Source organism: Pseudomonas sp. ok266 (genome assembly GCF_900110195.1).
GTDB lineage: Bacteria > Pseudomonadota > Gammaproteobacteria > Pseudomonadales > Pseudomonadaceae > Aquipseudomonas > Aquipseudomonas neuropathica.
Genome location: NZ_FOCU01000024.1, coordinates 1 through 21,415, shown reverse-complemented (window position 1 = coordinate 21,415; position 21,415 = coordinate 1). Strand labels below are relative to the sequence as shown.

Here is a 21,415-nt window from a genome sequence, read left to right as displayed (position 1 = left end):
AGTCCCCTCTCCCTCTGGGAGAGGGCTAGGGTGAGGGCAACGGTTTAGGCACCCGCCACAAATACCAAGCCGCCACCGTCCGATACGGGCTCCACGCCAAACCAATCTCAACCATCTGCCTACGCGTAGGCTGCACCTCCAACCCCTTCAAGCGCCGATAACCCTCACGCACACCAAAGTCATCCGCCGGCAAAATATCCATGCGTTCCAGGCTGTAAATCAGCAACATCTCCACCGTCCAGCGACCGACCCCGCGCAAACTGACCAAACGTTCGATCAGTGCCTCGTCATCCATCGCCAACGCCGTGGCGTAATCCGGCACCACGCCATCCAGCGTCGCCTGAGCAATCCCCTGAATCGTCGCAATCTTGCTCGCCGAAAACCCGCAACCGCGCATGCGATCAAACTCCGTCGCCAGAATCTGCTCGGGACGAGGAAACGTCTGACCGGGAAACAATCCCAACAAGCGCCCGACAATCGCATCCCCGGCCTTGGCATGCAGCTGCTGATAAGCAATCGCCCGCACCAATGACTCGTACGGATCACGCGCCGGATGCGGCTGATGCAGGCACGGGCCGACCGCTGCAACATGGCGCTGCCAGTCCGGATCAAGCGCGGCCAGAAACACGCTGGCCGCTTGATAGTCGTCAGCCATTTATTTCAGCAAGCCGTTGACTTCGCCGTAGGTGAACGCCTTGAGGTCATGGCTGTCGAGTTTGCCGCTGGCCAGAAAGCTTTTCACTAGCCCGCCCATCGCGCCATAGAGGAATTCGGCAATGCCGGAGCCGGCGCTCAAGCGGCGTACGCCCAGTGCTTGCAGTTCTTCGGGCGAAGGCAGGCAAGCGAAACCAAGGACATTGACCGGTAGCGTCGTGCCTTTGCAAATGGCCTCGATTTCATAGGCCGACGTCACGCCCGCCGCGAACAACCCATCCGCTCCGGCCGCTTGATAGAGCGCCGCGCGGTGCAGAGTTTCGGCGACGCGATCCTCGGCCGGCACAAGGCTTTTCAGATAAACGTCAGTGCGCGCATTGATGAATAGCTGCACCTCGCGCTTGTTGGCCACCCGTCGCGCCACTTCGATCTTGCGCGCGAGCAACTCGGGATCCGCAGAACCGTCCTCGATATTGATTCCGACGGCACCCGCCGCGATCACCGCATCCAGCACTTCGGCCACGCGTCCGAGGTCATCGGAGTAACCGGCTTCAACGTCCACAGTCAACGGCACGCTGATCACCCGGGCGATGGCTTCTACCGTCGACACCAGCCGTTCGAGGGGCAGGGTGTTGCCGTCCGGATAACCGTGGGCCCAGGCCACCGCCGCACTGCTGGTGGCCACGGCTTTACCGCCCAGGTGCTCGACCAGTCGCGCACCGGTGGCGTCGCCGACATTGGTCAGCATCAACAGGCCTTGCTGGTGCAACTGGTGAAACTGCGTAGCGAGCGCGTTCATCAAAAATCCTTCTTGTCAGTTGATTCGATTCGTCAGAATGCCAGTTGTTGGGTGAGCTGCACTGCGGCGTTTTCCAGTCGCAGCAGAAACGCTTTGCGCGGCTGCCCACCACCATAGCCGGTCAGCGAGCCATCCGCGCCGATCACGCGATGACAAGGCACCACAATCGACAGCCGATTGTGCCCGTTGGCCAGGCCGACCGCGCGACTGGCGCCGGGTTTGCCCAAACCGGCGGCGATGGCGCCGTAGGTGCTGGTGTGGCCGTAAGGGATTTGCAGCAGCGCCGACCAGACCTGCCGGGCGAACTCGCTGCCGGGCAGGTGCAATGGCACGGTAAAGGTATTCAGCTGGCCGGCGAAATACTGCGCCAGTTGCGCCTCGATCTGCTGCAAATGCGCGTTGTGCCCCGGCGCGACCGCATAGCCGTAGCGGTGTTGCAGTTCTTCGACTTCGCGGGTCAGCGCCGGGCGATCAAGAAATTCCAGCAACACCAGGCCGCGGCGTTCGGCCATGGCGATCATCGGCCCCAGCGGCGTGGTCAACCGGGTGAACAGCAGCGGCTCGCTGTGTTCGGCGCGACCGGGGGTGATGTGGAAGGACTTCTGAAAGGCATCGCGAAAACCGCTGAGCGATTCATAACCCGAATCAAACGCGGCGTGATCAATCGAGATGCCTTGCTTGATCCCGCCCAGCGCCATGCCCAAGCGGCGCGTACGCAGCCACGCATGGAAGGTCATGCCGAAATGCTGCTTGAACCAGCGCCGCAGCTTCAGCGGCTCGATGCCTTCAGCGAGCAATTGTGCGTCGCTCCAGCGCACCTCCGGATCGGCGTCCACGGCGTTGAGCAGCCGTTGCACCCAGTCCGGGGCGATGGCTGCGGCATCCAGTGGTTTGCAGCGCAGGCAGGCGCGATAGCCCGCCGACAGGCAGTCGTCGGCGTGGGCGAAGAACTCGACGTTCTCCGGTTTCGGTTTGCGCGCCGTGCAACTGGGGCGGCAGAAGATCCCGGTGGTTTTCACGGCCGTGAAGAACACGCCCTCGTAGGCAGTGTCGCGTTCGAGCATGGCGCGAACCATTTCGGCGTGGGGCGGCAGGACAGCGGTTTGTATGTTCATGGTTCGAGAGTAAAACCAGATACTCGATGGCTCCACCGAAAAATCGACAGTGAATTTTCAAATCCCCTGAACTACCGTGTAGGAGCTGCCGCAGGCTGCGATCTTGATCGTTCCCACGCTCTGCGTGGGAATGCAGCCCGGGACGCTCCGCGTCCCAAAATCCCAGATCGCCGCTATCGGCAGCTCCTACCGTTTGTTGAGGTGTGCCCGATGCATCCGTTTTCCATCCAACACATTGATCACATCGTCTTGCGCGTCGCCGACCTGCAAAGCAGCATCGACTTCTACGGCCAGGTGTTCGGCGCCGAAGTGGTCAAGCGCAACGAACCGTTGGGCCTGATACACCTGCGCGCCGGCACCTCGATGATCGACCTCGTCGACCTGCAAGGCGAACTCGGCCGCAAGGGCGGCGGGGCGGCCGGCAGCGAGCGGCGTAACGTCGATCACTTCTGCCTGCGCATCGAGCCGTTCGACGAAGAAGTACTGCGCGCGCACTTGCAATCCTTCGGCTTGAGCGTGGCCAAAGCCGAGTCACGCTTCGGCGCCGAGGGCAAAGGGCTGTCGCTGTACTGCGTCGACCCGGACGGCAATCAGGTCGAACTCAAAGGCCCGTCCGAGGCTTAAGCGCGTTTGGCCAGCAACAGCACCGAAGCCGCTGCCGACAGCAGGCCTGCGCAGCAACGATTGAAGATCCGTTTGCCGCGCGGCTCGGCGAACCAGCGGCGCATGTGCAGGCCCATCCACGCGTAGGCGCTGATGGCGATCCACTCCAATAAAAGGAACAGCACGCCGAGTACGGCGAATTGCGCCGCCACCGGGCGCGCCGGGTCGACGAATTGCGGCAGAAACGCGGTGAACAGCAAAATCGCCTTCGGATTGCCCGCCGCAACCAGAAACTCCTGTCGTGCTAAAGCAAAGAAGCCAACGATCCCGCCTGTTACTTGCTGCTCGGCCTCGGGATTGGCCCGCCACAACTGCCAGGCCAGATACAGCAGATACGCGGCGCCAATGATCTTGATCGCCTGGAACAACCACTCCGAAGTCTGCAACACCACCGACAGACCGGCACCGGCCAGTGCGATCATCCCGGCGAACGCCAGAATCCGCCCGATACCCGCCGTGCAGGCACGGCGAAAGCCATAACGCGTGGCGTTGCTGACCGACAGCAGATTGTTTGGCCCGGGGGCCATGTTCAGGGCGAAGCAGGCCGGAAGAAACAGGATGAGCGTGGCGAGATCCATGACGGCACTCCAGAAACGAGAGCGATATTTTTAGCACAGCCTCCGGGCGCTCAGACCCATACAGTCGCGCGGCGCTGTCGCGGTACAGCGCCCGGTGCCGTTGGGCAACGCGGTCGAACTTTTTGCAGATGCCTTCACTCTGAAAGACTCAGAGGGTGATAGTTTCGGCAGAAATATCTATCCGGCCGGTCAGAAACCGCGATAGCCGTGTAAAATTTCACCGACGTTGCATTCACCCCGTTTGGCCCCCGGCGGCCCCACCAAGAGCGATCTACATGCAAGCAAAGGCCCGTGAAGTTTATGTGCCACCGGTGCTGCAAGATCTGCGAGCCGGCACTGCCGAACTGCACATCGCACTGGAAAAACGCCTTCCTTTTTTCTCCGATACCCTCGATACCCAGGCTTTTGTGCGGTTGATGCAGGCTTATTACGGCTTCTATCTGCCGCTGGAAAACGCCTTGCTCCGCAGTGATGCAATTCCAGCCGATTTTGATCTGACGCCTCGACTCAAAGCGCCAACCTTGCGCACTGATCTGCACGCGCTGGGCGTATCTGCCGAAGCGCTGCAAAACCTGCCGCAGTGCGAGCAGTTGCCGGTCATCGACTCAAGCTCCGCCAGCCTTGGCGTGCTCTACGTCCTCGAGGGGGCGACGCTGGGCGGGCAGATTCTGCGCCGGGAAATCTCGACGCGGTTAGGCCTGGAAGCCGATAACGGCGCGGCTTTTCTCGATATCTACGGCGCCGCCACGGGCCGGCGCTGGCGTGACTTTATCGAATACCTCGGCAGTCGGCCAATGAGCGCCGCCGAGCGCGGCGCTGTCGTCACCGCCGCACAAACCACATTCAGCTGTTTCGAGCGCTGGCTCGAAAGCCGGGAGGTACTGGCATGAACCCGCAAGACAAAGAAGCCTTTGAAGAACTGCTGGCCAACTGTGCCGACGAGCCGATTCGTTTCCCCGGTGCGATCCAGCCCCACGGCTTGCTGTTGACCCTGAGCGAACCTGCATTGGCGATCATTCAGGTCAGCGCCAACGTCGAAAGCCTGCTGGCCCGGGTGCCGCAAAGCCTGATCGGCCAGCCACTGGAAAGCCTGATCGGCGACGCCGAAGCGGCGCAAGTGCGCGAAGCTTTACTGCAACCGTCGCTGTCCGATGTGCAGCCGCTGCGCTTCAGGCTCAACGGCACGGCATTCGAGGGTTTGCTGCACCGCCATCAAGGTGTGCTGATTCTGGAGCTGGAAATCCACGTGGAAAATTTCCAGCCGCGCAATATCGCCGGCAATCAAACGCATCTGGGGCGCATGCTCCAGCGTCTGCAAGGGGCCACCACGTTGCAGGCGCTGTATGACATCAGCGTCAAGGAAATTCAGGCCATGACCGGTTACGACCGGGTGTTGATCTATCGTTTTGAGGAGGAGGGCCACGGTCAGGTGATCGCCGAAGCCTCCGACCCGTCGATGGAAGTGTTCAATGGCCTGTTTTTCCCGGCGTCGGACATTCCCGAACAGGCGCGCGAGCTGTATCGCACCAACTGGCTGCGGATCATCCCCAATGCCGACTACCAACCGGTGCCGCTGGTGCCGAAGTTGCGCCCGGACACGAACACGCCGCTGGACCTGAGTTTTGCCACCCTGCGCAGTGTGTCGCCGATCCACTGCCAGTACATGAAAAACATGGGCGTGTTGTCGTCGATGAGCATTTCCCTGCTCAAGGGTGACAAGCTCTGGGGTTTGATCAGCTGCGGCAATCGTCAGCCACTGCACGTGCCGCACGAATTGCGTGCGGCGTGCCAGACCATCGGTCAAGTGCTGTCGCTGCAGATCAGCGCCATGGAAGCGCTGGAGATCAGCCGCCAGCGTGAAGAAAAAGTCGAAGCGTTGGCGCTGCTCAATCAAGCGATGATCGATTCGCCGCAGAATGTCTTCGACGGTCTGGCCAATCAGCCGCAGACCCTGATGGCGCTGACCAATGCCGGCGGCATCGCAATCATCGAAGACAAACAACTGCACCGCTACGGCAACTGTCCGGAGCCGGAAGAAATCCGCGCCTTGCACAAATGGCTGCAGGACAGCGGCGAGCCAGTGTTTGCCAGTCATCACCTGGCCAGCGTCTACCCGCCGGCCGCGCAGTATCAACAGGTGGCCAGCGGCGTGCTCGCCATGAGCTTGCCGAAACCGGTGGACAACGGTGTGTTCTGGTTCCGTCCGGAGGTCAAGGAAAACATCAATTGGAGCGGCGACCCGCGCAAGCCGCTGGACCTGGAAAACTCCGACGCCGGCCTGCGCTTGCGCCCGCGCACCTCGTTCGAAATCTGGAAGGTCGAGATGGCCGGGATCTCCACCAAGTGGAGCCACGGTGATCTGTTTGCCGCCAACGATCTGCGCCGTTCGGCGCTGGAAAACGATCTGGCCCGGCAGGTGCGCCGCGAGCAGGAGGCGGTGCGCGCCCGCGATGAGCTGGTGGCGGTGGTCTCCCACGATCTGCGCAATCCGATGACGGTGATCTCGATGCTTTGCGGCATGATGCAGAAGGCCTTCAGCTCCGACGGCCCGCACACTTCGCGGCGCATTTCCACGGCGATCGACACCATGCAACAAGCCGCCGGACGCATGAACACGCTGCTGGAGGATTTGCTCGACACCTCGAAAATCGATGCCGGGCGCTACTCCATCACCCCGCAGAAACTCGATGTCGGGCAGATGTTCGAGGAGGCGCAGGCGCTGCTCGCGCCGCTGGCACTGGACAAGGACATCAGCATCTCCTTTGCCGCCGATCCTGATTTGCGCATTCATGCTGACCCGGAGCGGCTGTTTCAGGTGCTGTCGAATCTGGTCGGTAACGCGATCAAGTTCACCCCGCGCCTGGGCACGGTGGGCGTGCATGCCACGTCGGTCGGCGATGATATCGTTTTCACCGTGCGCGACAGCGGCGAGGGCATTCCCAAGGAACATCTGCCGCACGTCTTTGACCGTTACTGGACGGTGAAAGAGGGCAATCCGACCGGCACCGGTCTGGGCTTGTACATCACCCAAGGTATCGTCGAAGCTCATGGCGGGCGGATCTTCGCCGAGAGCGAACCGGGGCAGGGCAGCGAGTTCCGCTTCACCGTGCCGCGTTTGGACTGAATATCGATTTTTTGTGGGAGCGAGCCTGCTCGCTAATGGGGTCGTCCTGGCAATGCAGTGCTGAATGACCCACCGCATTCGTCGGAACGCCGCCCGGAGCAGGCTCGCTCCCACAGGGGATTTGTGTCGTTTGATCGTTCCCACACTCTGCGTGGGAATGCCTCAACGGACGCTCTGCGTTCGGCTCTGGAAGGGACGCGGAGCGTCCCGGGCTACATTCCCACGCAGAGCGTGGGAACGATCAGGATCACAGGGGCATTTTCTTCAATACCGAAGACCGGGTGCTCGCTACCGTGAGCACCTTGTTCCTCGATTTGAAGCAGGTGTGCGATGAGTCTGATTGTTTCCATGGCGGCGTTTGCGCTGGCGGCGTCCATCACGCCGGGGCCGGTGAACATTGTCGCGTTGAGTTCCGGGGCGCAGTTCGGTTTTCGCGCCAGTCAGCGGCATGTTGCCGGAGCGACGCTGGGGTTTGTGCTGTTGCTGGTGTTGATGGGCCTGGGTCTGCACGAGGTGCTGAAACTCTGGCCATTCATGACCCGTGTGGTGCAACTGGCCGGCGTGGCGTTTCTGCTGTTCATGGCGTGGAAACTGGCCATGGATGACGGGCAGTTGAATGCCGGTGAGTCAGGGCGGGCGCCATCGATGCTGTATGGCGCCGTGATGCAATGGCTCAACCCGAAAGCCTGGCTGGCATGCGTCGCGGGTATGGGCGCGTTTGTCGCCGATGGCGAGGCGCGGCTGGTGTGGCAGTTTGCAGCGGTGTATCTGGTGATCTGTTATCTGTCGGTCGGCTGCTGGGCGTATGCCGGGACGTTTTTGCGTGGGTATTTGAGCAATGCGGTAGGGATGCGCTGGTTCAATCGGGTGATGGCGGGGTTGTTGGCACTCAGTGCAATTTACTTGTTGTTCACTTGACCCTGTGGGAGCGAGCTTGCTCGCGAAAGCGGTGTGTCAGTTAATGGATGTGCTGACTGTTCCACCGCATTCGCGAGCAAGCTCGCTCCCACATTGATTGGGCGTCACTGCCGCAGATTAGTTGAACGGCTGCTGAAACGCACCACCTTCGATGTGCCAGACCTTCGGCTCGTCCGAAAAATAATCTTCCAGCCCCAGCATGAATAACCGATGGTCCTCACTCGCTTCAAACCCCGGCGTGTGATCCTCAAGCGATTGCCAGCGCACGATCAGATTGAACACCTCCGGCGTTTCGATTCTTGGCGCGAGCAGGTGGCCGACGTAACCCTTGGCGCGTTTGAGCAACGGCTCGACCTCGGTAAACGCACGCCGAAACGCTTCAGTTTGTTCTTTGTGAACGGGTAGCAGAGCGATCTCGTAAACCATGATGTTCTCCTCGGGACTGAATTCAGCGATTGGCGAGTTCGGGCGACGGCGCGACGGCAATCGCGATCTTCCCTTGAACGCCGTTGTTGGGCGTCTCCAGCCGGGTGTGGGCGAGGCCGATGTCGGCCAGCGCATAGACTGCGCCAACGTGTGGGCGCAACTGCCCGTTCGCAATCAACGCACTCAACTCGTCGAGCTTGCCGCGATTCTGTCGGGTGAACACGAAGTGGTAACTGGCGTTCTTGCCCCAGGCTTGAATCAGGTTCTGTGGCTGGGCAAGGTCTACGATCGATACCACGCGGCCAAGCTGTGCGAGGGCGTCGGGGCTGCGCGTCAAGGTGTTGCCGCCGATGGTGTCGAAGACGACGTCGACGCCGCGGCCAGCGGTTTCCCGCAGGATCGCTTCGACGTAATCTTCCTTTTCGTAATCGATCAGCACATCGGCGCCCATCTGCCTGGCGAACTCGAAATTGCCTTCACGCACGGTGGTGAACACCTTCGCGCCGATGGCTTTGGCCAATTGAATTGCGACATGACCGACACCGCCCGCACCGCCATGAATCAGAATGTTCTCACCGACTCTGAGCGCTGCCCGCACGACGAGCGCTTCCCACGCCGTTCCGCCAACCAGGCTCAGGCTTGCCGCTTCAAGGTGGCTCAACGTGGCAGGCTTTTTCCCGACAATGGTTTCGGCCGCCACGTGGTACTCGGCGTAACTGCCCGGACCGTCGAATATTTGCGGGGTGTACCAGACTTCGTCACCCGGCACGAACGCCGTCACCCCCGGGCCGACCGCTTCGACAACGCCAGAGACGTCGTGCCCGGTGATGGCGGGGAGGGGCACCAGATCGGCATAGTCGCCACGGCGCACCTGATAATCCAGCGGGTTGATGGAGGTGGCGTGCACCCGTACCAGTACTTCTCCGGCTTGTGGCTCTGGTTTGGGCACGTCGCACAGTTCGAACGATTGCGCGCCGCCAAATGATGTAAGGATCATCGCTTTCATTGCATTGCCTCGTTTCGGTAAAAAGGGATATCGGGAAATCTCGATATAATGGGGTAAAAAATTACAGCTCGCTGCCGATGATCTCGGCCAGCGCGCTGATCGCAGCTTCGTTGCGTTTGTAATAGGTCCACTGCCCAATACGCCTGACTTCGACCAGGCCGGCGCGTTGCAGCGTCGCCAGGTAATCGGACACCGTCGACTGCGACAGCCCGACGCCTTCCTGAATACTGCTGACGCAAACGCCCACCGTGTGCACGTCACCTTCGTCTTGGGGAGGAAAGTGTTTCTCGGGATCCTTCAAGCCTTTGAGGATTTCCAGGCGCGTACGGTTCGAGAGGGCTTTGAAGATTTCGAGTAATTCCATGTCGCGACGATATCGGAATTTACCGATATGTCAATATCTGAATGTGTTGGCCAGCGACGTGTCATCTGACCCTGTGGGAGCGAGCTTGCTCGCGAAGGCGCTGTGTCAGTCAATGGATGTGCTGACTGTTCAACCGCATTCGCGAGCAAGCTCGCTCCCACAGGGGGCAGTGTTGAGTTTCAGATGAGGTGTCAGCCGCGATATTGCCCGGGTGTGGCCGCCAGATGCTGCTTGAACGCCCGCTGAAAATGCGCCTGATCGGCAAACCCGGCCTCAAGCGCCACATCCGCAATCAACTGCCCGCCGCGCAGGCGCTCGCGGGCAAACTGGATGCGTTGGTTGACCAGAAACGCGTGGGGCGTCATGCCGTAATGCTGTTTGAAGGCGCGGATCAGGTAGGACGGTGAAAGCTGTGCAGCAGCGCAGATGTCGTCGAGGTTCAGTACCTCGGTGCAGTGCTCGCGGATGAAATCGGCAGCGCGTTCCAGTTTGAAATTCGGCTCGCGCAGAGAGGGGCCGGCGGGGTTCAAACGCAGTTGCAGATCACTGAAAAACTCTACTGCTGCACTCTGTTTGCGCAGCACATCCTGTTGCGGGTCGACTAACGTTTGATACAGCCCGTTCAGTTCGTTGAACAGTGCAGTGTCATCAAGGTGTGTGGTGGAAAAACGCCGCAACTCAAGATCACCGGCAAAGCCCAACTGATGCTGCAAATCCGTCAGCCACGGCGTCTCGACGTACAGCATCACATACGACCACGGCTGATCATCGATCGGATTACACGCATGTACATCGCCGGGATTCATCAGCACCACGGTGCCCGCCGCGACCTCGAACTGCGCCTGTTCATGCACATAAGTACTGCGCCCGGCGGTGATCGCGCCAATGGAAAAATGCGCATGGGAATGCCGGGCGTAGCAGACCTCGCGGCCATCGGCGATGGCCCGCGCTTCAATGAACGGCAGCGCCGCGTCACGCCAGAAGCGCGGGGCTTTTTCAGGGTGTTTGGCGGCAGCGTGTTTCATCGTTGTTATTCCCGGCAGGCCAGGGCGCCAGTGTATTAGCTCTGGCCGGCAAAGGCCCGTTCGAGTTCGGCAATGTCGAGTTTTTTCATCGTGAACATGGCCTGCACCGCTCGCTGCGATTTGCTGGTGTCGGCATCCAGCATCATCTGCATGAACGCCACCGGCACGATCTGCCACGACACGCCGAACTTGTCCTTGAGCCAACCGCATTGCTGGGCTTCGACGGGGCCACCCTCCGACAAATTGCCCCAGAAATGGTCGACTTCTTCCTGGTTCTGGCAGTTGACCTGAAAGGAGATCGCCTCGCTGAACTTAAACATCGGCCCACCGTTGAGGCCGGTGAAGGTCTGGCCATCGAGTTCGAAACTGACGGTCATCACCGCACCTTCCGGCTTGCCGTGAAATTCCTGGCCGACCTTGCTGTAGTGGGTCAGGCCGGTGATTTTCGAGTGATCGAAGATCGAGCAATAGAACTTCGCGGCGGCTTCGGCCTGATCGTCGAACCACAGGCAGGGCGTGAGCTTTTGAAAGCGTTGCATGGCAGTCATCCTCGGCAGGTTAGACACGCAGGATTTACAGCGTAGTCAGTCCTTGGTCGATTGCCGATGCCGTAGATCGACAATTGCCGAGCATTGGAAATCCCGACGACGGAGACACCGAGCCGCAGATCGGCGTTTCCTTTCGTGCCTTGCTGTAGTCGTAATGACAAGGTTTCGGGTCGAATTGACTGCGTCCGGTTTGTGTCAAATTGACTCGTTATCGTGCAACTAACTGATTTCATTGAATTGAAAATCTGGCACGAGACTTGATGTACTCAACTTATCTACACGAACCACTCAGGAGTACGCCACCATGTTCACGTTCTTTGAAAGCCCGCTGAACGTTCTGCACCTTTCGAGCAAAATCCTCGTTGCTGGTCTGCTCATGTTGCTGGCCGGCATCTACGGCGCGTATCTCTACAACGGCCACATGCCGATTGCGCTGCTGGTGGCGATGCATTCGCTGACCATCCTCGGCCCGACCCTGATCAAGATCGGCTACGTCATGCGCCTGCTGGCGCAATACCGCATCCATGACACGCAGATGATCCCGCAAACCGCATAGTTCCCTGTGGGAGCGAGCTTGCTCGCGAAGGCGTCGGCAAAGTCGGAATCTGCGTTGCCTGACACACCGCTTTCGCGAGCAAGCTCGCTCCCACAGTGTGGTGGTGTTTCTGAAATTTCAGCGGCGCTCGGCAACCATCAGCAATGACTGCGGCAGCGGACTTTGCGGGTGTTGTGGCTCTTGCAGGCTGGCCAGTTGGAACCCGGCCATATCCAGCGCATTCAACCAGCTCGACAACGTGCGGAAATACCACGGCATCGGCTGCCACTGGCCCTTGAACCCGGCGAAGGATTCTTCGCGCCAGCCATCCTGATAATCCCCAGCCGCCACAGCCCATGGATGTAGTGTCTGAATGACCAAAACCCCGCCGGGAACAAGCAGTGTATTCATCGCCGCAAGCAACGGAATGATGTCCTGATGCAGCAATGAAAAATTGGCGCAGATCAGGTCATAGTCGCGACCGATGTCGATCTTGCCATCGACCAGGATTTCATAAGAGGCGACATGCACCCGCGCCGCCCCCGCCAAACGCGCCGCTTCAATAAGCCGCGCATCGCCATCCACCCCGACGACATCAATCCCGCGATCCGCCAGCGCCCGCAACATCCAGCCTTCGCCGCAGCCGAGGTCGAGCACACGCTGCGGCTGCCGGCTCATGATCGCCAGCAGAATCGCCTGATCGGTAACCTGCTGGCGGCTTTCGATGGCGCCGCTGCGGATCACTTCGATCCAGGCATCAGCGTTGTCGTGCCAGCTCTGCAAAAGGCTGGTTTCGGGGGAAGGCATGGCGGTGTCCCGACTTCTGAAAAACCACAGTATGGACGCTGATCGCAAGCCAGGGTTTGTAGATCAGCGCACCCACACAACTCCGAACGCCGATTTTTTGAGAAATCGATATCAGGTTCATTTTTCGGTCATTTTTTCGAAGCCGCCAAAGCCTCTTTCAGCGCTGCATTTGCACGCTCGGCGGTTTGCGCATCACTGTGCTTTTTCAGCAGCTCAGTGACCTCGGCCAACTGTGCCGCGCTGAGCCCGACGCGCAGGCTCGCCGCCATATGCGCGCGCAGTTGCGATTCCACGCCCGGCGTTGCAGCCAGCGCCCCGACAGTCGCCAGTTCACGGCTTTGCCAGTCAAGGTTGTCGCGCTCGAAGATGTCGCCGAACAGGTGGGTTTGCAGGAACCGGTTGATCACCGGGGCGAACTCGAACACCGGGCCTTTGACCGGGGCGCCCGAAATTTTCGTTTGATTCGCGGTGCCGCTGGCCAGCAGTTCATCCCCAACTGGAATCGCCCGGCCCGGCTCACGCCCCGGCGCATCTCCGATGCCGCGTTGTTTGCGTGCCTGCACCACGGTCATCAGCTCGTTCAAGGCATTGAGGCTGCGCGGGAACCCGACGTAAGCGTAGAGCTGCACGAGAATTTCCCGGGTTTCGCTGATGGTCAGGCCGGCGTCGAGTGCCTGGTTGAGCGTCGAGTTGAGGTTGGGCATGTCGCTGGTCGCCATGAACGCGGCAATCAGTGGAATCGTCTGTTGTTTGCTCGACAGGGCCTGTGCGGTGGTTTGCGGAGTAGTCATGGATTGCGGTGTCTCGGCTGCTTGAGTGGTAGCGCTGAACATCGACCCAACGCTCAGGCAGAACGCCATGAGTGCGGGGAGGGCAGCGCTGCTGCGTGTGTCAGTGGCCATCGTGAAAGGCTCCATCCTTTGCGGTGCTGCGATGTCCTGAGTAGCCGTGGTCGGGCCATAACCATGGTTCAGGCCCATGCAGCCAAGGCCGAGTGCGGATACTTCGAGTGAACGGTTGCCGAGTGTGCGCTTGTGCATGTCGATCTCCCGTTGGGCGTGGGGAGCACAGTAAGCGAGGTGGCTGGTGAGGACTAGACGGGTAAATCGGGATGGCTTGATGAATTCTGCTCATCAATCCACGGAATGAGTGAAGGGGGTAACCCTGCACTCATTCGTTTGGGTGACTACTTTGGTACGCGCAGCTTGTCCAGCAGGCGATTGACCAGCAGCTCGTTCAGCATGATCACCTGTTGCAGCGCCAGCAGCGGTTTGCGCTCCGGGCCGCCTATAGAGTTGGCGATGTTGCCGGCCATGGAGTGGGCGTAGGAAAGCGACTCACAGGCTTCGACCAGCAGGGTTTCTTCATCCAGCGTGGGGTCGACCAAATAGACCGGGCGAAACTTGGGTGAGCTTGGCGGCGCCCCTAGTGCTTCGGGCCGGAGGTAGTAGTCGAGGGCGCGGTTGGTGGCCTCTTTGACCTTTTGCGGGTCAAGTGACGGATCGTGGGGAATTGGATCGGTTTGTGGTGGGTTGGGCGTAATTTTGAACATAGATGAAGTCTCGTATCGATATAAATAGGAGCCATCACTCTCGCTACCAAACGAAGGGTGGCGGCCATGCGCGGGTTGGTAGACCGGTCGATACGGAAACCCGGCGCTCACGAATGAGCCCCACGCATGTCCACCATATAAAACACAGCCGCGAATAAAGAGACTGAATAAGGTGGCGCCATACGGCGGTACCGACGCGGGCTACCAAACCCGATCACTGTTTTGCAGTGACAGGCAAACGATATAGCCCGGCCCATAGCCGTGTAAGCCGGCGGATTCTGGCGTACGCGTAGGTAACGACGCAAGGTGTTGTAGGGAGGATGGCGTAACGGTTTGTGTGCTTTAAACGCGATAACCGGATGACGTTTAAACATGTGCATTGCCGAGCAATGAGATCCAAATTCAGGAGTTTTACGGACTACAATTTTGGGTGTAATGACCTACAGATCTGCAAGAATCCGCCGACTTGTCTGCCTTGAAACAAGATCCTATCGTTTGCCGGTCAAAACTTAATCACTTAAGCTGGTCAGCATGAATACACATCCTTCGGAGGCTCCGATGGCCACCACCAGAAAGACCGACAAACCTAACAAAAAGGAAGTTCGTGATGAGCTGACATTCCTTGATGTTCGGCAAGCCGCGCGTGATGGGCAGAAAGTGTTCGATAAATTTGTGATCACTGGCAGGCTACCTATTACAAAGTAGGCCTGAATGCCAGCCATCAAGATTTCTGCGCTTTTTGAACAAATCACTAACTGGCAAAACTTCGCTGCACATTTTTATAACTACAAGGTGTGCGGTGAATTACCCGGGATTTTCGGGCGTGACGAACGACTCGATCTGACCGATATGCACCATATCCACCTTGCCAGTACTTCGTCACTGCAAGCTCGATGGGCAAAAATAAATCGTCAGTATTACCGCACTGTGTTGGTTGACGATGCTGATAATGACTTTTGGCTGATCTATGCCTATGACGCGTTTCGGGATGAATATCTGTTACTGACGGTCACCGGCCCGGATGCGCATAACCGAAGCGAGTGGGGCTCATTTCTGCGCAATGTGCATTGCCAGATTGTTGGTCCTTGGACGTTGGGCAGGATTGCCTTTCCCGATTTGGACGATCTGTAATTCGAGGTCGAGCAGAGGAGGTGCGACATGGATCGATTGACCGGCGGTTGCCTATGCGGCGATGTCCGTTTCGAAGTGATAGGTCAGCCCTACCGAGTCGGCATTTGCCACTGCCTCGACTGCCGCAAACGCCACGGCGCGCTCTTTCACACCTCGGCCATATTTCCCGAGGATGCGCTGAAAGTCACCGGCGAAACCCGCGACTATAACGGGCGCTTTTTCTGCCCGAGCTGCGGCTCTCCGGTGTTCGCGCGTTCGGCAGATGAAGTAGAGGTCAACGTCGGATCGCTCGATGAGCCTAATCAGTTCAAACCCACCTACGAACTCTGGACCATCCGCCGCGAGTCGTGGCTGCCGGCGCTGCCACTGGCTCACCACTACGAGCGTGATCGCGAGAGCACGGAGCGTACAGAGGATTAGAGGGGGCAGAAAACGTGTGGGACTTGGAATGGAGTGAGGATTTTTGGCATGTCACATAGTCCCTGTGGGAGCGAGCTTGCTCGCGAAGGCGTCGTGTCAGTCGACATCAATGTTGAAAGTAATGACGCTTTCGCGAGCAAGCTCGCTCCCACAGGGTGCAGTGCATAAACTTACAGATCTTCACCGCGAATAAAGGCCAGCAGATCGGCGTTAATCGTCTCGGCCTCCGTCGTTGGCATCCCGTGCGGGAACCCTGGATACGATTTCAACGTGCCATTGGGCAGCAACTTGGCCGACAACGGCCCTGAATCCGCATACGGCACAATCTGATCATCCTCACCATGCATCACCAGCACCGGCGCCGTGACCTTCTTCAAGTCCTCGGTGAAATCCGTCTGTGAAAACGCGACGATCCCGTCGTAATGCGCCTTCGCCCCGCCAATCATCCCTTGACGCCACCAGTTGGCAATAATCCCCTCCGAAGGCTTGGCTCCCGGCCGGTTGTAGCCATAAAACGGCCCCGTCGGAATGTCCCGATAGAACTGCGCCCGGTTCGCCGCCAACTGCGCCTGAAAGTCATCGAACACCGACTTCGGCAGCCCACCCGGATTGCTCTCGGTCTGCACCATCAACGGTGGCACCGCACTGATCAGCACACCTTTGGCGACGTTGGCCTGACCATGCCGGGCAATGTAATGGATGACCTCGCCGCCACCGGTCGAGTGGCCGACGTGCACGACGTTCTTCAGACCCAGATGATTGACCACCGCCAGCGTATCGTCGGCGTAATGATCCATATCGTGGCCATCCCAGACCTGACTCGAACGCCCATGCCCACGCCGATCATGGGCAACCACCCGAAAGCCTTTGCCGAGGAAGAACAGCATCTGCGCATCCCAATCGTCGGAACTGAGCGGCCAGCCGTGGTGGAAGTGGATCACTGGCGCGTCTTTCGGGCCCCAGTCCTTGTAGAAAATCTCGACGCCGTCTTTGCTGGTGACAAATCCCATGTTCGCAACTCCAGACCAATCTGATGGATAACCCGCGCGGTGATCGCGGACCGGTTTCGCTCATGACGAGTTTTCTACAGTGCAGGCTCAGTGCGAGCCGTTATCAACTGTAGGATTAAAGTCGACATCTGCATGACCGGTGGTCGCAACGTCTGGCTTCGTACGCAAATTAGGCTTTGCTGAAAGGGATAAGCCGAGGCGCGCGTAGGCTTTGCTGGCCACAGCGGCGCCCCTTCAGAACACCGTGAGTCTGAGGAATTTCCCCGATGCTGACCTTGAATATCAATGGCAAGGATCAGGAGCTCGATGTCCCTGCGGACATGCCGTTGCTCTGGGTCCTGCGCGATGTTGCGCACCTGACCGGTACCAAATTCGGCTGCGGCATGGCCCAGTGCGGGGCCTGCACCGTGCACGTTGACGGGGCGCCATTACGCGCCTGTATCACGCCCGCAACCGCTGTAGCCCATGGACAAAAAATTCTTACCATCGAAGGCCTGTCCACCGACGGCTCGCACCCGGTGCAACAAGCCTGGGCCGAACTCGACGTGGTGCAGTGCGGTTACTGCCAGTCGGGGCAGATCATGTCTGCGGCGGCACTGCTGGCGAAAATCCCCAAACCCACCGACAGCGATATCGATCAGGCGCTCTCCGGCAATATCTGCCGCTGCGGCACCTATCCCAGGATTCGCGCGGCTGTAAAACGTGCGTCGGAAATCGGCTGATGGCTTTTGTGGGAGATAGACGATGAACAGTCCTGTATCGCGTCGGAGTTTTCTCAAGGGCAGCGCCGTGTTGGGCGGCGGTCTGGTGGTGGCGTTTGTCGTTCCTGGCGGCCATAAGTTTGCCTATGCGGCCGAGAATGAAGGCAAGGTTTTCGCGCCGAATGCGTTTTTGCGCATCGCAGCAGACAACAGCGTCACCGTTTTGCTGGGGCATTCGGAGATGGGCCAAGGCATCTGGACCGGCCTGACCATGTTGATTGCCGAAGAGCTGGACGCCGATTGGTCGAAGATCCGCGTCGAGCACTCACCCGCGTCGGCGGCGGATTACGGCATGCCCGGTTTTGGCGGCATGCAGATTACCGGCGGCTCGACGTCGACGTGGATGGAATTTGACCGCTATCGACTGGCAGGCGCGACCGCGCGGCAGATGTTGGTGGAGGCGGCGGCGAAGCGCTTTGAGGTGGCGCCGTCGGCCATTCGCACCGAATCGGGCGTGGTGATTGCCGGTGACAAACGTGCAACTTATGGCGAGCTGGCGGATGCCGCCGGGCAATTGCCGGTGCCGGATCCGAAGTCTATTACCTTCAAGGAAGCCAAGGACTGGAAAGTCATTGGCAAACCGACCAAACGCCTCGACACACCGGAGAAAATCACCGGCCGCGCCAAGTTCGGCATGGACGTGCAGTTTGAAGGCTTGATGACCGCAATGGTCGCGCGCCCACCGGTATTCGGTGCCACTGTTAAATCTTTCGAAGGCGCTGAAGCGCTGGCGGTGCCGGGCGTACACAAAGTGGTGCAGGTACCGACGGGCGTGGCGGTGATTGCCGAGCATTACTGGGCGGCGAAACTGGGGCGTGATGCGCTGAAGGTCGATTGGGATCTGGGTCCGCATGCCGATCTGAGCAGCGAGAAATTGCTGGCGAGTTTCCGCAAACTGGCCGCCACGCAAGGCACGTCAGCCAGTCAGGCCGGTGATGCCAAGGGCAGTTTTGGCAAAGCGGCGAAGAAGATCGATGTCGAATACAGCGTGCCTTATCTGGCTCATGCGCCGATGGAACCGCTCAACTGCACGGTGAAGATCAGCGCCGAGAAATGCGAAATCTGGACCGGCACACAATTCCAGACGCTGGATCAAATGGTCGCTGGCAAGATCACCGGACTGAAACCGGAGCAGGTGGAAATCCACACCGAATTCCTTGGCGGTGGTTTTGGGCGCCGGGCCAACCCGACATCAGACTTCGTCGCCGAGGCGGTGCAAGTGGCGAAAGCCGCCGCGATGCCGGTGAAAACCGTGTGGTCGCGCGAAGACGATATTCGCGGCGGGTACTACCGCTCGATGTTTCTGCATCAGGCGAAGATCGGCCTCGGTGCTGATGGCTTGCCGTCGAGCTGGCAGCACGTACTGGTCGGGCAATCGATCATGACCGGCACGTTGATGGAGGCGACGATGGTCAAAAACGGCATCGACCCGACCTCGGTCGAAGGCGTGGCCGACAGTCCTTACGTCAAAGGCCTGGCCAATCATCAGGTCGATCTGCATTCGCCGCAAACGGGCATCAATGTGTTGTGGCTGCGTTCGGTGGGTCATAGCCATACCGGTTTTGTCATGGAATCGCTGATCGATGAAATGGCCACGGCGGCGGGCAAGGATCCGGTCGAGTACCGACGAACCTTGCTCAAGGATCATCCTCGGCATTTGGGCGTGCTCAATCTGGCGGTGGAAAAGGCTAACTGGAAAGCCCCGTTGCCGGACGGCCATGCGCTGGGCGTGGCGGTGCACGAGTCATTCGGCAGTTACGTGGCGCAGGTCGCGGAGGTGTCGCAGGACAATCTGGCAATTCGCGTGCATCGCGTGGTCTGTGCGGTGGACTGCGGGATAGCGGTGAACCCGCAGAGCATCGCGGCGCAGATGGAATCGTGCATCACTTTCGGTCTGGGCATGGCGCTGCACAGCAAGCTGACGCTCAAGGACGGCGCGGTGGTGCAGTCCAACTATCACGATTATCAGGTGCTGCGGCTCAACGAGATGCCGGTGGTGGAAGTGCACATCGTGCCCAGCAGCGACAAACCCGGCGGCATCGGCGAGGCCGGTGTGCCGCCGACCGCGCCAGCCGTGGCCAACGCGGTGTTCGCCCTGACCGGGCAACGTCTGCGCGAGTTGCCGCTGCAACTGTCGGGGGTGTGAGATGAAACGACATCTAGTGTTGGGCACGGTGGTTCTACTGGGGCTGGGCGGTTATGCCTCGGATCTGTTTGCCGATGATCAGGAAGCCTTGAAAGCCTTCACCACCGTACAGAAAGTCTTCCAGAGTCCGCGCTGCCAGAACTGCCACATTCCCGGGGATTCGCCGTTGCAGTTCGACGCCGGCATTCCCCATGCGATGAACGTGGTGCGCGGCATGGACGGCAAGGGCGCGGCCGGTTTGCCCTGTGCAACCTGTCACGCGGAAAACAATCCGCCGGCGAGTTACGGCCCGCATGCACCACCGGGTGCGCCGCACTGGAGCCTGCCGCCGGCGGCGCACAAAATGGCCTGGATCGGCCTGCCGCCGGACAAGCTATGCGCGATGATCAAGGATCGCTCGAGCAATGGTGATCGCGACTTTGCTGCGCTGATCAAGCATGTCAGCGAAGACAAATTGGTGCTGTGGGGCTGGAGTCCCGGGGCAGGGCGCGCGCCGGTGCCAGTACCGCACGATATTTTTGTCACGCAATTCAAGCTCTGGGCCGATGCGGGCGGGCCATGCCCGGTGGCGCAAATGTGAGCCATTGCCAAATTAGCGCTACGCTTGGAAGCATTGTTGCCAATGGAGTGTGCTGATGCTGGTTCCAGGAAAACCTGCGAATGAAACGGCGCGCGTTCAAGCGTTGCACGGTCTTGAGCTGCTCGATTCCGCCCCTGAAGAACGTTTCGATCGACTGACGCGGTTGGCCAAACGCCTGTTCAATGTGCCGATTGCACTGGTGACGCTGGTCGACACCAATCGGCAGTGGTTCAAGTCGTGCGTGGGCCTGGATGTCAGCGAGACACCGAGGGATGTCTCGTTTTGCGGTCATGCGATTCTTAACGACGGCCTGCTGTTGGTGCCGGACGCTCGCGAGGATGTGCGCTTCCATGACAACCCGTTGGTGACGGGCGCGCCGAACATTCGTTTCTACGCCGGTTATCCGCTGACCGTGCCCAATGGCAACAAAATGGGCACGCTGTGCCTGATCGACACCAGGCCCCGCGACCTCGACGAGGAAGAGCGTGCGTTGTTGCGTGATCTGGCGGAAATGGCCGAGCAAGAGTTGGCTGCTGTGCAGATCGCGAGCATGGATGAGTTGACGTTGCTGTCCAATCGCCGTGGTTTCAAGCAACTGGCGCAGCATGCACTGGACGCCTGCGCACGGCTGGAACGGCCGGCGACCTTGCTGTTTTTCGACCTTAATGACTTCAAGCAGATCAACGATCTGTATGGGCATGCCGAGGGTGACAGTGCGCTGAAGACTTTTGCCGACGTGCTGCGCATCGCCTTCCGCGAGAGTGATGTGGTCGGGCGGCTCGGTGGCGATGAGTTCGTTGCGCTGCTGACCGGCTCCAGCCATATTGAAACGACGGCGATCATGGCGCGGCTCAAGGATATTCTCGAAGAGCGCAATGCCACGTTGCACCGGGGCTATGCGATTCGCTTTAGCGTGGGCCAGATCGAATATGACGCCAAGCGCCATGAGACCGTGGATCGGCTGCTGGCGGATGCCGATAGCGCGATGTATGTGCACAAGCAGGCCTTGAAGCGTTGTTAGCGAATGCACCGTAGATCGCTTGTAGGCGTGAGTCTGCTCGCGATAGTGTCCGGCCATCAACCTCTTCATTGCCTGACCCAGCGCTATCGCGAGCAGGCTCACTCCTACAGGGGTGTCGGGTGTTCTCAAATCCCGGTTCACCACAAATCCATGTGGGAACGAGCCTGCTCGCGAAGGCGTCCGGTCAGGCAACATCTCCGTTGAACGTGCTGGCCTCTTCGTGAGCAAGCTC

At 59.5% G+C, this 21,415-nt stretch carries 25 protein-coding genes; 12 read left to right on the top strand and 13 right to left on the bottom strand.

The annotated features are described in order from the left end of the window. Positions 1 to 25: 25 nt before the first annotated feature. The 3 genes from BMY54_RS29425 to BMY54_RS29415 are packed head-to-tail and all read right to left on the bottom strand — an operon-like array spanning position 26 to position 2,568. On the bottom strand, positions 26 to 655 hold the full coding sequence (locus tag BMY54_RS29425) for a DNA-3-methyladenine glycosylase family protein (protein WP_093442579.1): 630 nt from the start codon (positions 653 to 655) through the stop codon (positions 26 to 28). Beyond that, entirely contained in the window at positions 656 to 1,453 is a 798-nt protein-coding gene (locus BMY54_RS29420) for an isocitrate lyase/PEP mutase family protein (protein ID WP_093442575.1), read from the bottom strand. A 32-nt stretch (positions 1,454 to 1,485) separates the two neighbouring features. Continuing rightward, a complete protein-coding gene (locus BMY54_RS29415; RefSeq protein ID WP_093442572.1) occupies positions 1,486 to 2,568 on the bottom strand; it encodes a bifunctional transcriptional activator/DNA repair enzyme AdaA in 1,083 nt (360 codons plus the stop codon). 210 nt (positions 2,569 to 2,778) lie between these two features. Here BMY54_RS29415 and BMY54_RS29410 point away from each other — a divergent pair, with 210 nt between their 5' ends. Further along, positions 2,779 to 3,192, top strand: coding sequence for a VOC family protein (locus tag BMY54_RS29410; RefSeq protein ID WP_093442567.1), 414 nt, complete (start codon positions 2,779 to 2,781; stop codon positions 3,190 to 3,192). Here BMY54_RS29410 and BMY54_RS29405 read toward each other — a convergent pair. Then, entirely contained in the window at positions 3,189 to 3,809 is a 621-nt protein-coding gene (locus tag BMY54_RS29405; RefSeq protein ID WP_093442563.1) for a LysE family translocator, read from the bottom strand. The genes BMY54_RS29410 and BMY54_RS29405 overlap by 4 nt on opposite strands. Positions 3,810 to 4,084: 275 nt before the next feature. On the opposite strand from BMY54_RS29405, the gene BMY54_RS29400 reads away from it, so the two are divergent. The 3 genes from BMY54_RS29400 to BMY54_RS29390 all read left to right on the top strand — a co-directional run bounded on the left by BMY54_RS29400 (position 4,085) and on the right by BMY54_RS29390 (position 7,851). Then, entirely contained in the window at positions 4,085 to 4,699 is a 615-nt protein-coding gene (locus BMY54_RS29400) for a biliverdin-producing heme oxygenase (RefSeq protein ID WP_093442558.1), read from the top strand. Next, the gene (locus BMY54_RS29395) at positions 4,696 to 6,933 is read left to right on the top strand and encodes an ATP-binding protein (protein ID WP_093442554.1); all 2,238 of its coding nucleotides are present in this window, start codon (positions 4,696 to 4,698) and stop codon (positions 6,931 to 6,933) included. Before BMY54_RS29400 ends, BMY54_RS29395 begins: the two co-directional genes overlap by 4 nt. A gap of 330 nt (positions 6,934 to 7,263) precedes the next feature. Then, the gene (locus BMY54_RS29390) at positions 7,264 to 7,851 is read left to right on the top strand and encodes a LysE family translocator (protein WP_093442549.1); all 588 of its coding nucleotides are present in this window, start codon (positions 7,264 to 7,266) and stop codon (positions 7,849 to 7,851) included. Positions 7,852 to 7,968: 117 nt separating this feature from the next. Here BMY54_RS29390 and BMY54_RS29385 read toward each other — a convergent pair whose 3' ends face one another. The 5 genes from BMY54_RS29385 to BMY54_RS29365 form a co-directional block, all read right to left on the bottom strand. Further along, positions 7,969 to 8,277 (bottom strand): antibiotic biosynthesis monooxygenase family protein, encoded by a 309-nt coding sequence (locus BMY54_RS29385; RefSeq protein ID WP_093442545.1) that lies wholly within the window; start codon positions 8,275 to 8,277, stop codon positions 7,969 to 7,971. Between the two features lie 22 nt (positions 8,278 to 8,299). Further along, positions 8,300 to 9,283 carry a zinc-dependent alcohol dehydrogenase family protein gene (locus tag BMY54_RS29380; protein ID WP_093442540.1) on the bottom strand — a complete coding sequence of 328 codons (984 nt, stop codon included), beginning with the start codon at positions 9,281 to 9,283 and terminating at the stop codon, positions 8,300 to 8,302. Positions 9,284 to 9,344: 61 nt separating this feature from the next. After that, on the bottom strand, positions 9,345 to 9,647 hold the full coding sequence (locus BMY54_RS29375) for an ArsR/SmtB family transcription factor (protein ID WP_077572353.1): 303 nt from the start codon (positions 9,645 to 9,647) through the stop codon (positions 9,345 to 9,347). A gap of 191 nt (positions 9,648 to 9,838) precedes the next feature. Continuing rightward, positions 9,839 to 10,672, bottom strand: a complete 834-nt coding sequence (locus BMY54_RS29370) for an AraC family transcriptional regulator (RefSeq protein WP_093442536.1) — start codon at positions 10,670 to 10,672, stop codon at positions 9,839 to 9,841. 35 nt (positions 10,673 to 10,707) lie between these two features. Next, on the bottom strand, positions 10,708 to 11,211 hold the full coding sequence (locus BMY54_RS29365) for a VOC family protein (protein WP_093442532.1): 504 nt from the start codon (positions 11,209 to 11,211) through the stop codon (positions 10,708 to 10,710). A 313-nt stretch (positions 11,212 to 11,524) separates the two neighbouring features. On the opposite strand from BMY54_RS29365, the gene BMY54_RS29360 reads away from it, so the two are divergent. Continuing rightward, complete coding sequence (locus BMY54_RS29360; protein ID WP_093442526.1) at positions 11,525 to 11,776, top strand: transmembrane sensor/regulator PpyR; 252 nt, start codon at positions 11,525 to 11,527, stop codon at positions 11,774 to 11,776. 117 nt (positions 11,777 to 11,893) lie between these two features. On the opposite strand, the gene BMY54_RS29355 is transcribed toward BMY54_RS29360, so the two are convergent. The 3 genes from BMY54_RS29355 to BMY54_RS29345 all read right to left on the bottom strand — a co-directional run bounded on the left by BMY54_RS29355 (position 11,894) and on the right by BMY54_RS29345 (position 14,114). Further along, positions 11,894 to 12,562, bottom strand: coding sequence for a class I SAM-dependent methyltransferase (locus BMY54_RS29355; protein ID WP_093442522.1), 669 nt, complete (start codon positions 12,560 to 12,562; stop codon positions 11,894 to 11,896). Between the two features lie 128 nt (positions 12,563 to 12,690). Beyond that, on the bottom strand, positions 12,691 to 13,602 hold the full coding sequence (locus BMY54_RS29350) for a carboxymuconolactone decarboxylase family protein (protein WP_256574001.1): 912 nt from the start codon (positions 13,600 to 13,602) through the stop codon (positions 12,691 to 12,693). A gap of 146 nt (positions 13,603 to 13,748) precedes the next feature. Beyond that, positions 13,749 to 14,114 (bottom strand): DUF6124 family protein, encoded by a 366-nt coding sequence (locus tag BMY54_RS29345; protein ID WP_093442511.1) that lies wholly within the window; start codon positions 14,112 to 14,114, stop codon positions 13,749 to 13,751. 558 nt (positions 14,115 to 14,672) lie between these two features. Here BMY54_RS29345 and BMY54_RS30715 point away from each other — a divergent pair. The 3 genes from BMY54_RS30715 to BMY54_RS29335 are packed head-to-tail and all read left to right on the top strand — an operon-like array spanning position 14,673 to position 15,665. After that, on the top strand, positions 14,673 to 14,819 hold the full coding sequence (locus tag BMY54_RS30715; protein ID WP_163004822.1) for a hypothetical protein: 147 nt from the start codon (positions 14,673 to 14,675) through the stop codon (positions 14,817 to 14,819). Between the two features lie 6 nt (positions 14,820 to 14,825). After that, positions 14,826 to 15,245, top strand: coding sequence for a type II toxin-antitoxin system YafO family toxin (locus BMY54_RS29340; protein WP_093442506.1), 420 nt, complete (start codon positions 14,826 to 14,828; stop codon positions 15,243 to 15,245). A 27-nt stretch (positions 15,246 to 15,272) separates the two neighbouring features. Next, a complete protein-coding gene (locus BMY54_RS29335) occupies positions 15,273 to 15,665 on the top strand; it encodes a GFA family protein (RefSeq protein WP_093442501.1) in 393 nt (130 codons plus the stop codon). Positions 15,666 to 15,835: 170 nt separating this feature from the next. Here the strand turns inward: BMY54_RS29335 and BMY54_RS29330 are convergent, their stop codons facing one another. Then, positions 15,836 to 16,675, bottom strand: a complete 840-nt coding sequence (locus BMY54_RS29330; protein WP_093442497.1) for an alpha/beta fold hydrolase — start codon at positions 16,673 to 16,675, stop codon at positions 15,836 to 15,838. Between the two features lie 266 nt (positions 16,676 to 16,941). Here BMY54_RS29330 and BMY54_RS29325 point away from each other — a divergent pair, with 266 nt between their 5' ends. The 4 genes from BMY54_RS29325 to BMY54_RS29310 are packed head-to-tail and all read left to right on the top strand — an operon-like array spanning position 16,942 to position 21,183. Then, positions 16,942 to 17,397 carry a (2Fe-2S)-binding protein gene (locus BMY54_RS29325; RefSeq protein WP_003224136.1) on the top strand — a complete coding sequence of 152 codons (456 nt, stop codon included), beginning with the start codon at positions 16,942 to 16,944 and terminating at the stop codon, positions 17,395 to 17,397. Positions 17,398 to 17,419: 22 nt separating this feature from the next. Continuing rightward, positions 17,420 to 19,582: a xanthine dehydrogenase family protein molybdopterin-binding subunit gene (locus BMY54_RS29320; RefSeq protein WP_093442492.1), complete on the top strand. Its 2,163-nt coding sequence runs from the start codon at positions 17,420 to 17,422 to the stop codon at positions 19,580 to 19,582. A gap of 1 nt (position 19,583) precedes the next feature. Continuing rightward, positions 19,584 to 20,162 carry a hypothetical protein gene (locus BMY54_RS29315; protein WP_093442488.1) on the top strand — a complete coding sequence of 193 codons (579 nt, stop codon included), beginning with the start codon at positions 19,584 to 19,586 and terminating at the stop codon, positions 20,160 to 20,162. Positions 20,163 to 20,217: 55 nt separating this feature from the next. Beyond that, positions 20,218 to 21,183 (top strand): GGDEF domain-containing protein, encoded by a 966-nt coding sequence (locus BMY54_RS29310; RefSeq protein WP_093442483.1) that lies wholly within the window; start codon positions 20,218 to 20,220, stop codon positions 21,181 to 21,183. The last annotated feature ends 232 nt before the right edge of the window (positions 21,184 to 21,415 follow it).